At 69.9% G+C, this 14,039-nt stretch carries 14 protein-coding genes and 1 tRNA gene; 9 read left to right on the forward strand and 6 right to left on the reverse strand.

The features are described 5' to 3' along the window. The first annotated feature begins 7 nt into the window (after positions 1 to 7). The 4 genes from BMY35_RS10895 to BMY35_RS10910 all read left to right on the forward strand — a co-directional run bounded on the left by BMY35_RS10895 (position 8) and on the right by BMY35_RS10910 (position 4,076). Positions 8 to 868: a phosphate/phosphite/phosphonate ABC transporter substrate-binding protein gene (locus BMY35_RS10895; protein ID WP_093198060.1), complete on the forward strand. Its 861-nt coding sequence runs from the start codon at positions 8 to 10 to the stop codon at positions 866 to 868. Further along, the gene (locus BMY35_RS10900) at positions 834 to 2,042 is read left to right on the forward strand and encodes a diiron oxygenase (RefSeq protein WP_093198063.1); all 1,209 of its coding nucleotides are present in this window, start codon (positions 834 to 836) and stop codon (positions 2,040 to 2,042) included. The genes BMY35_RS10895 and BMY35_RS10900 overlap by 35 nt, the downstream gene beginning before the upstream one ends. A 13-nt stretch (positions 2,043 to 2,055) precedes the next feature. Then, entirely contained in the window at positions 2,056 to 3,963 is a 1,908-nt protein-coding gene (gene selB, locus BMY35_RS10905; RefSeq protein WP_093198066.1) for a selenocysteine-specific translation elongation factor, read from the forward strand. Positions 3,964 to 3,980: 17 nt separating this feature from the next. Then, positions 3,981 to 4,076 (forward strand) — tRNA-Sec (locus tag BMY35_RS10910). Positions 4,077 to 4,214: 138 nt separating this feature from the next. Here BMY35_RS10910 and selD read toward each other — a convergent pair. Further along, on the reverse strand, positions 4,215 to 5,282 hold the full coding sequence (selD, locus tag BMY35_RS10915; protein WP_256228298.1) for a selenide, water dikinase SelD: 1,068 nt from the start codon (positions 5,280 to 5,282) through the stop codon (positions 4,215 to 4,217). Positions 5,283 to 5,357: 75 nt separating this feature from the next. Between selD and BMY35_RS10920 the strand changes: the two genes are divergently transcribed. The 5 genes from BMY35_RS10920 to mnmH are packed head-to-tail and all read left to right on the forward strand — an operon-like array spanning position 5,358 to position 9,791. Beyond that, on the forward strand, positions 5,358 to 6,215 hold the full coding sequence (locus BMY35_RS10920) for a putative selenate ABC transporter substrate-binding protein (RefSeq protein WP_093198071.1): 858 nt from the start codon (positions 5,358 to 5,360) through the stop codon (positions 6,213 to 6,215). Between the two features lie 10 nt (positions 6,216 to 6,225). Continuing rightward, the gene (locus BMY35_RS10925; protein WP_093198074.1) at positions 6,226 to 7,041 is read left to right on the forward strand and encodes a phosphonate ABC transporter ATP-binding protein; all 816 of its coding nucleotides are present in this window, start codon (positions 6,226 to 6,228) and stop codon (positions 7,039 to 7,041) included. Continuing rightward, positions 7,032 to 7,874: a PhnE/PtxC family ABC transporter permease gene (locus BMY35_RS10930; protein ID WP_371287157.1), complete on the forward strand. Its 843-nt coding sequence runs from the start codon at positions 7,032 to 7,034 to the stop codon at positions 7,872 to 7,874. Before BMY35_RS10925 ends, BMY35_RS10930 begins: the two co-directional genes overlap by 10 nt. Beyond that, positions 7,871 to 8,674 carry a phosphonate ABC transporter, permease protein PhnE gene (gene phnE, locus BMY35_RS10935; protein WP_218152985.1) on the forward strand — a complete coding sequence of 268 codons (804 nt, stop codon included), beginning with the start codon at positions 7,871 to 7,873 and terminating at the stop codon, positions 8,672 to 8,674. The genes BMY35_RS10930 and phnE overlap by 4 nt, the downstream gene beginning before the upstream one ends. A 43-nt stretch (positions 8,675 to 8,717) precedes the next feature. Beyond that, positions 8,718 to 9,791, forward strand: coding sequence for a tRNA 2-selenouridine(34) synthase MnmH (mnmH, locus tag BMY35_RS10940; RefSeq protein WP_093198080.1), 1,074 nt, complete (start codon positions 8,718 to 8,720; stop codon positions 9,789 to 9,791). Here the strand turns inward: mnmH and fdhD are convergent. The 5 genes from fdhD to BMY35_RS10965 all read right to left on the reverse strand — a co-directional run bounded on the left by fdhD (position 9,722) and on the right by BMY35_RS10965 (position 14,011). Continuing rightward, positions 9,722 to 10,642, reverse strand: coding sequence for a formate dehydrogenase accessory sulfurtransferase FdhD (gene fdhD, locus BMY35_RS10945; protein WP_093198082.1), 921 nt, complete (start codon positions 10,640 to 10,642; stop codon positions 9,722 to 9,724). The two genes, mnmH and fdhD, sit on opposite strands and share 70 nt — an antisense overlap. Positions 10,643 to 10,673: 31 nt before the next feature. Further along, entirely contained in the window at positions 10,674 to 10,961 is a 288-nt protein-coding gene (locus BMY35_RS10950) for a hypothetical protein (protein WP_093198085.1), read from the reverse strand. After that, positions 10,958 to 13,321: an FdhF/YdeP family oxidoreductase gene (locus tag BMY35_RS10955; RefSeq protein ID WP_093198087.1), complete on the reverse strand. Its 2,364-nt coding sequence runs from the start codon at positions 13,319 to 13,321 to the stop codon at positions 10,958 to 10,960. Before BMY35_RS10955 ends, BMY35_RS10950 begins: the two co-directional genes overlap by 4 nt. A gap of 94 nt (positions 13,322 to 13,415) precedes the next feature. Further along, positions 13,416 to 13,730, reverse strand: a complete 315-nt coding sequence (locus tag BMY35_RS10960; protein WP_093198090.1) for a type II toxin-antitoxin system RelE/ParE family toxin — start codon at positions 13,728 to 13,730, stop codon at positions 13,416 to 13,418. Continuing rightward, the gene (locus BMY35_RS10965; RefSeq protein WP_093198092.1) at positions 13,727 to 14,011 is read right to left on the reverse strand and encodes a YlcI/YnfO family protein; all 285 of its coding nucleotides are present in this window, start codon (positions 14,009 to 14,011) and stop codon (positions 13,727 to 13,729) included. Before BMY35_RS10965 ends, BMY35_RS10960 begins: the two co-directional genes overlap by 4 nt. Positions 14,012 to 14,039 lie beyond the last annotated feature (28 nt).

Genomic DNA, 14,039 nt, shown 5'->3' on the forward strand with positions numbered 1-14,039 from the left:
CCGCGAGATGCCGCAGCAGACGCTGATCATGGGCGCCGTGGCCTACGCGCCCAAGGTCGTCACCATCTGGGAGGGCTTCAAGGCCTTCTTCGTGAAGAACGGCCTGCCCTTCGACTACGTGCTGTATTCGAACTACGAAAGCCAGGTCGAGGCGCAGTTCGACGGCACGCTGCACCTGGCGTGGAACTCGCCTCTAGCTTGGGTACGTGCCGAGCGCATCGCGCGCAGCCGGGGGCTGCAGGTGCAGGCCATGGCCATGCGCGATACCGACTGCGACCTGCGCTCGGCCATCGTGGTGCGCGCCGACAGCCCGGTGCAATCGCTGGCCGATCTGCGCGGCAAGACCGTCGGGTTCGGCGCGCTCGATTCGCCGCAGGCCACGCTGATCCCGCTCGACCATCTGCGCACCGAAGGCCTGCTGAAGCCGCGCGACTTCCAGGCGCGCTACTTCGACGTGCTCGGCGGCAAGCACGGCGACCACATCGGCGGCGAGCGCGACGCGGCCCTCGCGCTGATGGCTGGCGAGATCGACGCCTGCTGCCTGATCGACGGCAACCACCTGGCCTTCGGCCTCGACGGCACGCTGCCTTCGGGCAGCACGCGCGTGCTGGCGCGCACCGGCGCGTACGACCACTGCAACTTCACCACCAGCCCCGGCGCGCCTGCAGCACTGGTCGATCGCTTCGTCTCGCTGCTGATGGCGATGCGCTGGGACGACCCGCAGGTGCGCCCGCTGCTCGAACTCGAGGGCCTGCGCGAATGGCGCACCGGCCGCACCATCGGCTACGCCCTGCTCGAACGCGCGGTGGACGACGAGCTCTTCTACGACGGCGATGGCCGCATCACCAATCCCGACTATCGATATTGAGTCGCTGGGCCTCGACCAGGGTGCCCTGCTGCTCATCCGCCGCGCGCTGGCCGAGCGGCCGGTGGGCGGCGAGCTGCGCGTGCGCGGGAACTCGCCCGACTGGCGCATGCACCTGGAGGCGTGGTGCCGCAGCCAGGGGCACGTGCTGCACTTCGACGCGGCGCGGGAAGAAGCGTTCGTCACGCGCGGCCCGCATGCCGAAGGCCGCTGGCTCGGCGCGCAATCCACGGGCTTCGCGCAGGGCGACGCCGACGGTGCGCCGGCCGAAGACGCCGCGCCCGGCTGGGGCCTCGCCGCGCGCGGCGCCACAGTGGAGGCCGGCAGCCCGCCCTTCTTCTTCGCGCTGCACCGCCGCGACGAGCTCTGGGCCGAGACGGCCGGCGAGCTCTACCGGCAGGCGGCGGCAGCCCAATGGGATCCGGCGACCGCCATCGACTGGGACGCGCCCTTCGAGCTGCCGAGCGCCGTGGAAGCGGCCGTGGTGCAGGTGATGACCTACCTGATCGAGAACGAGAATGCCGCGCTGCTGGTGCCGGCGCGCCACCTCGGACAGATCCACCCGCACTTCCGCGAGGTGCTGCAGCTGCTGGCGCTGCAGTGCGCCGACGAGGCGCGGCACGTGGAGGTGTTCACGCGCCGCGCCACGCTGCGCGGCCACCAGCCCGCGCTGTCGACAGCCGGCGGGCAGGCCTCGCTGCGCACGCTGTTCGACGCGCCCGATTTCTCCGTCGCCACCTTCCTGCTGGCCGTGCTCGGCGAGGGCAGCTTCGTGAACCTGCTCAACTTCCTGCACGCGCACGCACCCGACCCGGTGACCCGGCAGATCGCACGGCTCACCGCACGCGACGAGGCGCGCCACGTCGCCTTCGGCATGGCGCATCTCGAATACCGGCTCTCGGTGCAGCCCGACTACCAGGTACGGCTGCGCAACGCCATCGAGCTTCGCTACGACACGCTGGCCGGCACAGCGGGCCTCAACGAGGAAGTGTTCGACTCGCTGGTGCTGCTGGCGGCCGGCGAGCTTTCGCCTTCGGCCGTCGCGCGCGGCCACGCGGCCGTGCAACAGCTGCAGCGCGACATGGCGGCCGGCCGCCGCGCGCGCCTCGCACGGCTGGGCTTCGACCGCGACGAGGCGCAGCGGCTGTCCGAACTGCACACCCGTAACTTCATGTGACGACGTACCCACGATGATCATCGGCACCGCAGGCCACATCGACCACGGCAAGACCACGCTGGTGCGCGCACTCACCGGCGTCGACACCGACCGGCTGCCCGAGGAGAAGCGGCGCGGCATTTCCATCGAGCTGGGCTACGCGTACCTGCACGCGCCCGACGGCGTGTCGCTCGGCTTCGTCGACGTGCCGGGCCACGAGCGGCTGCTGCACACCATGCTGGCCGGCGCGACCGGCATCGACCATGCGCTGCTGGTGGTGGCCGCCGACGACGGCGTGATGCCGCAGACGCGCGAGCACCTGGCGGTGGTGGCGCTGCTGGGCGTGCGCGAGGCGACGGTAGCCATCACCAAGATCGACCGCATCGACGAGGCCCTGCGCGAGGCGCGGCTGGCCGAGGTGCGCGCCGGCATCGCGGCCCTGCTCGCGCCCACGCCGCTGGCTGGGGCACCGATGCTGGCGGTGTCCGCCACGACGGGCGAAGGCATCGACGCACTGCGCGAGCGGCTGCTGGAGGTGGCCCGGCAGGAGCACGCGCGCGAGGAAGGCCTGGCCTTCCGCCTCGCGGTGGACCGGTCGTTCAGCCTGTCGGGCGTGGGCACCGTCGTCACCGGCACGGTCTTCAGCGGCACGGTGCGCATCGGCGACGAGCTGCGCGTGGTGCCCGGCAACCGCACGGTGCGCGTGCGCGGCATCCATGCGCAGAACCAGCAGGCCGAGTCGGCGCATGCGGGCCAGCGCTGCGCGCTGGCGCTGGCCGGTGTTGCCAAGGACGAAATGCATCGCGGCGACTGGGTCTGCACGCCGGGCATCGCGCTTTCCACCGACCGCATCGACGTGCTGCTCACGCTGTGGCCCGACGAGGCCAGGCCCCTGCGCTCGGGCACGACGGTGCACGCGCACCTCGGCGCGAGCGACGTGATGGCGTCGCTCGCGCTGCTCGATCGCGATGCGCTCGCGCCCGGCGAAACGGCGCTTGCCCAGCTGGTGCTCAAGGAGGCGGTAGGCGCCTGGCATGGCGACCGCGGCGTGCTGCGCGATGCCTCGGCCACGCGCACCGTGGCCGGCGTGCGCGTGCTCGATCCGTTCGCGCCGGTGCGCTACCGACGCACGCCCGAGCGCCTGCGCACGCTCGCGGCCTGGGCCATCGAGGACCGCACGGCACGCGTGGCCGCGCTGCTTCACAACGCACCGCTCGGCATGGACACCGCGCGGACGGCGCAGGCGCTCTCGCTGTCCGACGAGGCTGCGGTGCCGCTGCCCGGCGATGCGGTGCGCATCGAACACACGGCCATCGCGCAATCTCACCTGGACGCACTCGAAGAACAGATCGCAGGCCGCCTCGCGGACTTCCATCGCACCGCGCCGGACGAGGTCGGCCCCGATGCGCGCCGACTCAAGCGGCTTGCAGGCCCGCGCGCGGACGATTCGCTCTGGCGCCACGCGCTCGACGACCTCGTCGCGCGCGGCGCGCTGGTGCGAAGCGGCACGTGGCTGCATCTGCCCGACCACGCGGCGCGCCTCAACGAGGCCGAGCAGAAGCTCGCGCAGAAGCTGCTGCCGAAGCTGGCCGACGGCGGCTTCGATCCGCCGTGGGTGCGCGACCTGGCCAAGGACTGCGCGGCGAGCGAGCCGATGGTGCGGCAGACGCTCGCGAGCCTCGCGCGGCGTGGCGAGGCCTTCCAGGTGGTGAAGGACTTGTACTATCCGCTGGCGACCGTGGAGCGGCTGGCAATCATTGCGCGGGATTGCCTCGATGGCCCCGAAGGGCTGCAGGCCGCGAGTTTTCGCGATGCGACCGGGTTGGGGCGCAAGCGCGCGATCCAGTTGCTGGAGTTTTTCGATCGTGTCGGCTACACGCGGCGGGTGAAGGACACCCACCTGCTGCGGCCGGATACGTCGTTGTTCGGGGCGAGGCCGTGAACGACGAGTCGAATCATGGAGGGAGATCGCCCCTGGTGGGGCGGCCGGGCTTCAAACCCGGTTGGTGGCGCCAGCCGTCGCCGGGAAGGTTCGACTCCTTCCTTCCTCCGCCATTTTTGTCTTGCTCCTTCCCCCTTTGGGGGAAGGCTGGGATGGGGGCAAACAGCGCTGGTTTTCTCACAGCGCTTCATCGACCGCCGCCTGCCTCCACCCCGGCCCTCCCCCAGCGGGGAAGGGAGAAATGCGGAGAACTACGGCACCACGTGCAGCGAGGACTCTCCTGCTTCGACACGGCCGATCACCGCGGCGCGCGCGAAACCTTCGTCACGGAAGACCTTCAGCACCGCATCGACCGCTTCAGGCGCGCAGCTCACGAGCAGGCCGCCGGAGGTCTGCGGGTCGCTCAGCAGGTTCTGCGTGGTGGCGTGCAGGCCGGGCGCGAGGCTCACTTCCGCGCCGTAGCCGGCCCAGTTGCGGCCGGATGCACCGGTGACGAAGCCTTCGGCGGCCATGGCCAGCACGTTCTCGAGCAAGGGCACCTTCGGCCACTCGATGACGGCCCTGAGCTTCGCGCCGCGCGCCAGCTCGAGCGTGTGGCCGGCCAGGCCGAAGCCCGTGACGTCGGTCAGCGCATGCACGCCGTCGAGGGCCGACAGCGCGATGCCGGGGGTGTTGAGCTTCGTCGTGTTCTCGATCAGCTGCCGGTAGCCGGTCTCGGAGAGCTGCTCCTTCTTGAGCGCGGCCGAGAGCACGCCCACGCCGAGCGGCTTGCCCAGCACCAGCACATCGCCCGCCTTCGCGTCGGCGTTGCGGCGCACGCGCTCGGGGTGCACCAGGCCCATGGCGACGAGGCCGTAGATCGGCTCGACCGAATCGATGGTGTGGCCGCCGGCGATCGGGATGCCGGCCGCGCGGCACACGTCCTGCCCGCCGCGCACGATCTCGGCGATGACTTCCACCGGCAGCTGGTTGATCGGCATGGCGACGAGCGCCAGCGCCATGATCGGGCGCCCGCCCATGGCGTAGACGTCGCTGATCGCGTTGGTCGCGGCGATGCGGCCGAACTCGTACGGGTCGTCCACGATGGGCATGAAGAAGTCGGTGGTCGCGATCAGCGCCTGCTGGTCGTTGAGCCTGTAGACGGCCGCGTCGTCGGCGGTCTCGATGCCCACCATGAGCTCGGGCGGGATCAGCCCGCCGGCCTGGTTCTTGAGGATCTGCGACAGCACGCCCGGCGCGATCTTGCAGCCGCAGCCGCCGCCATGCGAAAAACTCGTGAGGCGCAGAGGCGCGAGCGGGTTCATGAGCGTTGGGTTCATGGGGGCGATTATCGAATCGCCCCCGCTTTCTACAATCCCGTCCCTTCCTATCCCGCACGCACCTGAGGCGCATCCATGAAAAAGACACTCACCCGACTGGCCCTTGCCCTGACCTTCTCCGCCGCGAGCCTCGGGGCCTTCGCCCAGGGAGTGCTGCGCGTCTCGGCCATTCCCGACGAGGCCCCCACCGAGCTGCAGCGCAAGTTCACGCCGCTGGGAGACTACCTGAAGAAGGAAACCGGCATGGACGTGCAGTTCACGCCCGTGACCGACTACGCCGCCGTGGTCGAGGGCCTGGCCACCAACAAGATCGACCTGGCCTGGCTCGGCGGTTTCACCTTCGTGCAGGCGCGCATCCGCACCAACGGCGGCGCGGTGCCGATCGTGCAGCGCGCGGAGGACGAGGTGTTCACCAGCAAGTTCATCGTGCCGGTGGACAGCACCGCGAAGACGCTGGCCGACCTGAAGGGCAAGACCTTCGCCTTCGGCGCGCCCTCCTCCACCTCGGGCAGCCTGATGCCGCGCTACTTCCTGCTGCAGGCGGGCATCAACCCCGAGAAGGACTTCAAGACGGTCGCGTTCTCGGGCGCGCACGACGCCACCGTGGCCTTCGTGGCCGCATCGCGCGCGGAAGCCGGCGTGCTCAACGCCTCGGTGTGGGACAAGCTGGTGGAGGCCAGGAACCCCAACGCCGCCAAGGTGCGCGTGCTGGCCACCACGCCGACCTACTACGACTACAACTGGACGGTGCGCCCGGGGCTCGATGCCGCCGTCACGAAGAAGCTGACCGACGCCTTCCTGAAGCTCGATCCGGCCAACCCGGCGCACAAGGAAATCATGGCGCTGCAGCGTGCCAGCAAGTTCATTCCGACCAAGTCGTCGAACTACGACGGGATCGAGACGGCGGGCAAGTCGGCTGGTCTGATCAAGTGAGCCTGCGCGGATGAGTTTTTCGCTGGAAGGCGCGGGCGTCGTTCACCCCAACGGCCAGCGCGCTCTGGCCAACGTGACGCTGGCTGCGCGCGACGGTGAACGCATCGCCGTCATCGGGCCCTCGGGTGCCGGCAAGACCACGCTGCTGCGTGTGCTCGGCGCGGCGCTGCGGCCCACCGAAGGCGAGGTGCAGGCGCTCGGCGTCAGGCCATGGCAGCTGACGGCGACGGCGCTGAAGAAGCTGCGCGCGCGCATCGGCACCGTGCACCAGTCGCCGCCCATCGCGCCGAGGCTGCGCGTGGTCACCGCCGTGCTCGCGGGCCGGCTCGGCGAGTGGTCGATGCTGCGCGCGCTGGGCTCGCTGCTGCACCCCTCGGACATCGCCGGCGCGCACGAGGCGCTCTCGCGGCTGGCGATGGAAGACCGCCTGTTCGAGCGCTGCGACCGGCTCTCCGGCGGCCAGCTGCAGCGCGTGGGCATCGCGCGCGTGCTGTACCAGCGCCCTGCCCTGTTGCTGGCCGACGAGCCGGTGTCCGCGCTCGACCCCACGCTGGCCGACGCGGCCATCGGCCAGCTCGTGGCGCAGAGCGAATCGACGGGCGCCACGCTGATGGCCTCGCTGCATGCGGTGGACCTGGCGCTGCGCTGGTTTCCGCGCATCGTCGGCATGCGCGGCGGAACAGTGATGTTCGATCTGCCGGCCGCGCAGGTCACGCCCGAAATGCTCGATGCGCTCTACGCCAGCGAAGGCGGCATCGCGACGCAACGGCCGCTGCCGGCCGGTGTGATGGTGGAGGCGGCCTTCCACCGGCCGGACTGTCCTTGAACGCCGCAACCAAGGCTGCCGCACTGCGCGATCCGCACGCCGCGCGGCGGCTGGCCGCCTGCGCCGCCGCGCTCGTCATCGCGTGGCCGATGCTGGCGCTGTCCGAATTCAAGCCGTGGGCACTTTTCACCGGCGGCAATCTCGCGGTCATCGGCGGCTTTCTCGCAGGCTTCTTCCCGCCCGACGGCTCGCCCGCCTTTCTCGCCCTGCTCCTCAAGGCCACGCTGGAGACGCTGGCCATGGCCACGGCGGGCACCGCGCTGGCCCTGCTGATCGGCGCGCCGCTGGGCTTCGTGACGACGCGCGCGCTTTCGATCTCGCGCATCGGGCCGGGGCCGGGCCGCGTGCAGGCAGGCATCGTGCGGCAGGCCGCGCGCTGGCTGCTGATGGTGCTGCGGGCGATTCCGGAGATCGTCTGGGCACTGCTCTTCGTGCGCGCGCTCGGGCTCGGTCCGGCCGCGGGCGTGCTGGCGCTGGCCATCACTTACGGCGGCATGCTGGGGAAGGTCTACGCGGAGATCCTCGAATCGGCCGACACCCGCCCCGCCCGCGCCCTGCTCGAAGGCGGCAGCGGCAGGCTCGCGGCGCTGTGCTACGGCCTGCTGCCGAACACGGCGCAGGAGCTGGCCTCGTACACCGTCTACCGCTGGGAATGCGCGGTGCGCGCGTCGGTGGTGATGGGCTTCGTCGGCGCGGGCGGGCTGGGGCAGCTGATGGACCAGTCGATGAAGATGCTCAACGGCGGCGAAGCCAGCAGCATCCTGCTGGTGTTCCTGGCGCTGGTGCTGCTGGCCGACCTGCTGAGCAGCGCGCTGCGGAGGCTGCTGGCATGACGACGAAGACAATGCCTCCGCGCCCGCCACCGTGCTGGCGATGCCGCATCGCCCTGCTGCTGATCGGCGCGGCCGTCGTGGCGAGCTTCGTCTACCTGGGCATCGACTATCGGGCCCTGGGCTCGGCGGAATCGCTGCGGCTCATGGGCAAGTTCGTCGCCGAGTTCTTCCCGCCCGACGTGTCGCCGGACTTTCTCGCCAGGGTCGGGCACGGGGCATTGCAGACGCTGGCGGTGTCGGCGCTGGGCACCGTGCTGGCAGCCCTTGCGGGCGCGGTGCTGGCCCTGCCCGCCTCCGGCCGCGCCGGGTGGATGCCTCGCCATGTGGCGCGCTTCGCCCTCAACTTCCTGCGCAGCGTGCCCGAGCTGGTCTGGGCCGCGCTGATGGTGCTGGCCGCCGGCATCGGGCCGTTCGCGGGCGCGCTGGCGCTGTCGCTGCACACCACGGGCGTGCTGGGCCGGCTGTTCGCCGAGGCGCTGGAGAATGCGCCGCGCGAACCCGAGCACGCGCTGACGCTCTCGGGCGCGGGCCCTGTCGCCTCCTTCAGCTACGCCAGCCTGCCCATCGTGCTGCCGCAATGGGTGGCCTACACGCTCTACCGCTGGGAAATGAACATCCGCATGGCGGCCGTGCTGGGCTTCGTGGGCGGCGGCGGGCTTGGGCAGTTGCTGTACTTCCACCTGTCGATCTTCCAGCAGCAGCAGGCGATGACGGTGCTGATCGCGATGTTCGTGCTGGTCACGCTGGTGGACTTTGCGAGCGCTCGCTTGCGCAAGGGCCTAGGACCAGCCTACGCCTGATTGCCTCGGTCGCCGACAATCGGGGCATGAGGTTCCTTCTGCCATGAGTCATCGCCAGCCCGTGCGGGTGGCCGACCGCCACGCCTTCGACACGCTGATCGACGCCCGCTCGCCGGCCGAGTTCGCGCTCGACCACATTCCCGGCGCCATCAACTGCCCGGTGCTGAACGACGAGGAGCGCCACATCGTCGGCACCGTCTACGTGCAGACCGGTGCCTTCGAGGCCCGCCGCATCGGCGGTGCGATGGTGGCTGCCAACATCGCGCGGCACCTGCGCGAGACGCTGGCCGACCGGCCCGAGAACTGGAAGCCGCTGGTCTACTGCTGGCGCGGCGGCATGCGCAGCGGCTCCATGGTTACCTGGCTACGTCTGGTCGGCTGGGACGCCCAGCAGCTCGCGGGCGGCTACAAGAGCTTTCGCCGCCACGTCATCTCGCAGATCGACACGCTGACGCCGAAGCTCGACCTGCGCGTGATCTGCGGCGCCACCGGCAGCGCCAAGACGCGCGTGCTGCACGCGCTGGCCGCGCGCGGCGCGCAGGTGCTCGACCTGGAAGACTTCGCCCGCCACAAGGGCTCGCTGCTCGGCTCGCTGCCGGGCGTCGCGCAGCCTTCGCAAAAGCACTTCGAGACGCGCATCGCGGCGGTGCTCGAAACCATCGACCTCTCGCGTCCGCTGTACGTGGAGGGCGAGAGCATCCGCATCGGGCGGCTGTCGCTGCCCTTGCCGCTGGTGGCACGCATGCGCGCGGCGCCGTGCATCGAGGTGTCGGCCACGCCCGAGACCCGGCTGGCCTACCTGCTTCGCGACTACGCCTACCTGGGCGACGACCGCGACGCGCTGGCCGACAAGCTTGGCGCGCTGAAGGAGCTGCAGGGCAAGGAAACCGTTTCTCGCTGGCAGCAGTGGGCGCACGAGGCCGACCTGCCGCATCTGTTCGCGGAGCTGATGTCGCTGCACTACGACCCGCATTACCAGAAGTCGCAGGAGCTGCACTTCCGCAGCTGGGCGAAGCGCCAGCGCGTTGTGGCGGGCGATCTATCGGATCAGGGCATCGACGCCGTGGCCGATGCGGTGCTGGCGCTCGACAGCGGCGCCGCGAGCCCGTCGGCATAGAGCACGCCGCGCGGCGCACGGCACAGGCCCCAGAACCGCAGGCCGCAGAGCTCGGCCATGCGCACGCCCATGGCGGTGGGCGCCGAGATGGTGGCCATCGCCGCGATGCCGAGGCGCGCGCACTTGCGCACCAGCTCATGGCTGCCGCGGCTGGACATCAGCACGAAGCCCGGCTCCTGCAGGCGGCCCGCCTGAGCGAGCCTGCCGAGCAACTTGTCGAGCGCGTTGTGGCGGCCCACGTCTTCCATCAGGTCGGTGAGTTCGCCGTCGACCGTGGCCCATGCGGCTGCGTGAATGGCGCCTGCCTCGGCGTTGAACACCTGGCGCGGCGGCATGGCGGCGAAGGCGCGCAGCACGGTCGGCAGGTCGATGCGTTCGATCCAGTCGCGCGGCGGCACGGGCTGCGGTGAGAGGTCCAGTCCCGCGAAGCTCTCGACGCCGCACACGCCGCAGCCGGTGCGGCCCGCGAGGCTGCGGCGGCGGTCCTTCAGGCGTTCGAAGCTGCGCGTGGAGATTTCGAGCTGCACCTCGATGCCGGGCATGCCATCCGGCAGGCCGGCATCAGAAGCATCGACGGTGCGCACGTCGATGCCGCGGCAGTCGCTGGCGGTGTCGAGGATGCCCTCGCTCAGCGCGAAGCCGAGCGCGAAAGCTTCCAGGTCCTGCGGCGTGGCCATCATCACTGCGTGCGAGACGCCGTTGAACACCAGCGCTACCGGAACCTCGGACGCGAGGGTGTCGTCGCGCAGCTCGCCTTCGGGCGCGACGCCGCGCTCGCCGAACACGCGCACGGCGTGCCGCGACAGCGGCGGCAGGGTGTCTTCGGGATCGTCGGTATCTGGCTGCGACATGTTGGCTCCGGCTGGGCGAGCCATTGTCGGCTCAGTCGCGGCTTTCGTCTTCGGGAGGCAGGGTTCCCACCTGTGCCCGCCCGGCTTCAAGCAGGTGCGCGACCCAGCGGTCGTCGTGCTGCACCACGCGCACCCAGCCGGGGCCGCGCACGCCGCCGATGGCCGCGTCGCCCATCATCGTGAGCCGGCGCATCAGCACGCTGGCGCCCTGGCCGAGCCGCTTGCCCAGGCGCGGCAGCGAGACACCGGTGCCGTCAGGCTCCTGCGCGAGCATGCGCAGGATGGCCACCGACAGGCTGTCCTGCAGCAGGGCGCTCATGCCGCCGCCACCATGCCGTCGGCTTCGTCCTCCGCCAGCTTCTGGATCGGCAGCTCGTGCGGCACCAGCACCACGGGAATGGACTTGGAAGTCGGCGTGCCCGCGTTCTCGGCTACGGCAGAAAGAGGTACCAGCGGATTGGTCTCGGGGTAGTAGGCCGCGATGTTGCCGCGCGGGATGTCGTAGGCCACCAGCTTGAAGCGGTCGGCGCGTCGCTCCTGGCCGTCGTTCCACACGGTCTGGATATCGACCCAGTCGCCGTCCTTCATGCCGAGCGCGCGGATGTCTTCCTTGTTGATGAAGACCACGCGGCGCTGGCCGAACACGCCGCGGTAGCGGTCGTCCATGCCGTAGATGGTGGTGTTGTACTGGTCGTGCGAACGCGTGGTCAGCAGCGTGAAGACGATGGTGTCACCCTTCTTCGCGAAGCGCGCGCGGGCACGGTGCGAAGGCGTGTCCAGCGGCACGGCGTGCGTGAAGAACACGGCCTTCTTCGAGGCGGTGTTCCACACGCGCTCGCTCGCGGTGTTGCGCAGGCGGAAGCCACCGGGGTGCGCCACGCGGGCATTGAAGTCCTTGAAGTCGTCGAACACGGCTTCGATCTTGTCGCGGATGCGCGCGTAGTCCTCGACGAGCCACAGCCACGGCGTGCTGCTGCGCGCGCCGATGGTGGCCGCGGCGAGCCGCGCCACGATGGCCGGCTCGGACAGCAGATGCTCCGACGCGGGCGGGTTGATGCCCATCGAGATGTGCACCATGCTCATCGAGTCTTCCACCGTCACGCCCTGCTGGCCGCCGGCCTGCATGTCGATCTCGGTGCGGCCCAGGCACGGCAGGATGAGCGCCTCGCGCCCGTGGATCACGTGGCTGCGGTTGAGCTTGGTGGTCACGTGCACCGTCAGCTCGCACTGCTTCAGCGCCTTCCAGGTCTGGTAGGTGTCGGGCGTGGCGGCCGCGAAGTTGCCGCCGAGCGCGAAGAACACACGGCCCTTGCCGTCGAGCATCGACTGGATGGCTTCGACGGTATCGACGCCGTTGCGGCGCGGCGGCTCGAAGCCGAACACCTTCTGCAGGCGGTCGAGCAGCGCGGCGGGCGGCTTCTCCCAGATGCCCATGGTGCGGTCGCCCTGCACATTGCTGTGGCCGCGCACCGGGCAGGCACCCGCGCCTTCGCGGCCTATGTTGCCGCGCATCATGAGCAGGTTGCCGATCATCTGGATCGTGGCCACCGAATGCTGGTGCTGCGTGATGCCCATGCCCCAGCAGGCGATGACGCTCTTCGCGCCCAAGTACACGTCGGCCGCGGCGCGGATCTGTTCCTCGCTCAGGCCCGATTCGCGCACCAGCACGTCCCACGACTCGGCGCGCAGGTCGGCCGCCAGTGCCTCGAAGCCGGTGGTGTGCGCGGCGATGAATTCATGGTCGAGCACCGCGGGCTCGCTGCGCGCCACGGCTTCGTCCTCGCGCTCGATGACGTGCTTCATCATCCCCTTGATGGCGGAGAAGTCGCCGCCCACGCGCAGCTGGAAATAGTGCGTGCTGATGGGCGTGGAGCCCAGCGTCGCCATCTCCAGCTTGTCCTGCGGGTCCGCGAAGCGCTCCAGGCCGCGCTCGCGCAGCGGGTTGAAGCTCACGATGCGCGCGCCGCGCTTCGAAGCCGCGCGCAGCTCGCCGAGCATGCGCGGGTGGTTGGTGCCGGGGTTCTGGCCGAAGATGAAGATCGCGTCGGCCTTCTCGAAGTCGTCGAGCGTGACCGTGCCCTTGCCCACGCCGATCTGCGGACGCATGCCGCTGCCGCTGGGCTCGTGGCACATGTTCGAGCAGTCGGGGAAGTTGTTGGTGCCGTACTCGCGCACGAAGAGCTGGTACAGGAAGGCCGCCTCGTTGCTCGCCCGGCCCGATGTGTAGAAGATGGCCTGGTCGGGGTCAGGCAGCGCGTTCAGGTGACGGGCGATGCGCGCGAAGGCGTCGTCCCATTCGATCGGCACGTACTTGTCGCTCGCCGCGTCGTAGGCCATGGGGTGAGTGAGCCGGCCCTGGTCCTCTAGCCAGAAGTCGCTTTGCTCGGCCAGCTCGGCCACGGTGTGCTTCGCGAACAGCTCCGGGCCGGCACGGCGCGCGGTGGCTTCGGCGGCCACTGCCTTCACGCCGTTCTCGCAGAACTCGAAGGTGGAGGCATGGTTGCGGTCGGGCCAGGCGCAGCCGGGGCAGTCGAAACCGTCGGGCTGGTTGGCCGAGAGCAGCGTCTTGGCGCCCTTGATGGGAATGTCCTGCCGCAGCAGCGCGTTCGTCACGCTGCGCAATGCGCCCCAACCGCCCGCGGGGCCCTTGTAAAACTCGATCTTCTGCTCGCTGCTCATGCGAGCGAGTGTTCGCCGCGAGTCAGCGGAGCGTCAAATTGAATCGGGACATGCGGTGATTCAAAAAGGAAATGAACGGGCCGCCGCCCTTCCCTCAGTGATAGTCGTCTTCGCGCTGGTGCCTGACGGCGGCCACGACGATCGAGTCGCTTGCTTCAATTTCGAACAGCGCCACATAGCCGCTGGCGCCGAACGGGATCACGAGCTCGCGGATGAAGGGGCTGTCGCCGGCTTTGCGGCAAGTGAAGGGCGAAAAGCCGAGGGTCGCTATGCCCTGCTCGATCGCTTCGAGTGCCCGCGAAGCCAGTTCAAGATCGCCGCCTCTGGCGAGTTCCCGTTCCAGGACGAAGTCGTACAGCCGCTCCAGGTCTTCGGCCGCCTGGCGCGTGAACCGGACCGAGTAGCTCACCGGCGGGCTGCGCTTTGCCGCTTCTTCGCTGCCGATTCGAGCTTGGTCCTGAGGCGCTGCATCACCTCGCCCGCCTCGACGTATTCACCACTGCGCCGCGCGCTGGCCAACGACTTCATGCCGCGGGCGACGAACTCGGCCTGGCTCTTGCGCTGCAGGACGCAGGCGCGGACGGCCGCTTCGACGAACTGCGACAGGGTCTCGCCTTCGCCGAGCACCCGTTCGACCTCGTCCCGGAATTCGGGCTCGACACGCACGGAGGGAATGGTGGCGGTTTTCATCGCCAAAGTGTATCGCTTATGCGATGCA

This window comes from Variovorax sp. YR750 (genome assembly GCF_900109805.1).
GTDB classification, from domain to species: Bacteria; Pseudomonadota; Gammaproteobacteria; order Burkholderiales; family Burkholderiaceae_C; genus Variovorax; species Variovorax gossypii.

What these genes read in the sequence shown, in the direction of transcription:
- BMY35_RS10895 (WP_093198060.1), top strand. Translation starts at nt 8, where the DNA reads ATGCCGCAGCAGACGCTGATCATGGGCGCCGTGGCCTACGCGCCCAAG.
- BMY35_RS10900 (WP_093198063.1), top strand. Translation starts at nt 834, where the DNA reads ATGGCCGCATCACCAATCCCGACTATCGATATTGAGTCGCTGGGCCTC.
- selB (WP_093198066.1), top strand. Translation starts at nt 2,056, where the DNA reads ATGATCATCGGCACCGCAGGCCACATCGACCACGGCAAGACCACGCTG.
- selD (WP_256228298.1), bottom strand. Translation starts at nt 5,282, where the DNA reads ATGAACCCAACGCTCATGAACCCGCTCGCGCCTCTGCGCCTCACGAGT.
- BMY35_RS10920 (WP_093198071.1), top strand. Translation starts at nt 5,358, where the DNA reads ATGAAAAAGACACTCACCCGACTGGCCCTTGCCCTGACCTTCTCCGCC.
- BMY35_RS10925 (WP_093198074.1), top strand. Translation starts at nt 6,226, where the DNA reads ATGAGTTTTTCGCTGGAAGGCGCGGGCGTCGTTCACCCCAACGGCCAG.
- phnE (WP_218152985.1), top strand. Translation starts at nt 7,871, where the DNA reads ATGACGACGAAGACAATGCCTCCGCGCCCGCCACCGTGCTGGCGATGC.
- mnmH (WP_093198080.1), top strand. Translation starts at nt 8,718, where the DNA reads ATGAGTCATCGCCAGCCCGTGCGGGTGGCCGACCGCCACGCCTTCGAC.
- fdhD (WP_093198082.1), bottom strand. Translation starts at nt 10,642, where the DNA reads ATGTCGCAGCCAGATACCGACGATCCCGAAGACACCCTGCCGCCGCTG.
- BMY35_RS10950 (WP_093198085.1), bottom strand. Translation starts at nt 10,961, where the DNA reads ATGAGCGCCCTGCTGCAGGACAGCCTGTCGGTGGCCATCCTGCGCATG.
- BMY35_RS10955 (WP_093198087.1), bottom strand. Translation starts at nt 13,321, where the DNA reads ATGAGCAGCGAGCAGAAGATCGAGTTTTACAAGGGCCCCGCGGGCGGT.
- BMY35_RS10965 (WP_093198092.1), bottom strand. Translation starts at nt 14,011, where the DNA reads ATGAAAACCGCCACCATTCCCTCCGTGCGTGTCGAGCCCGAATTCCGG.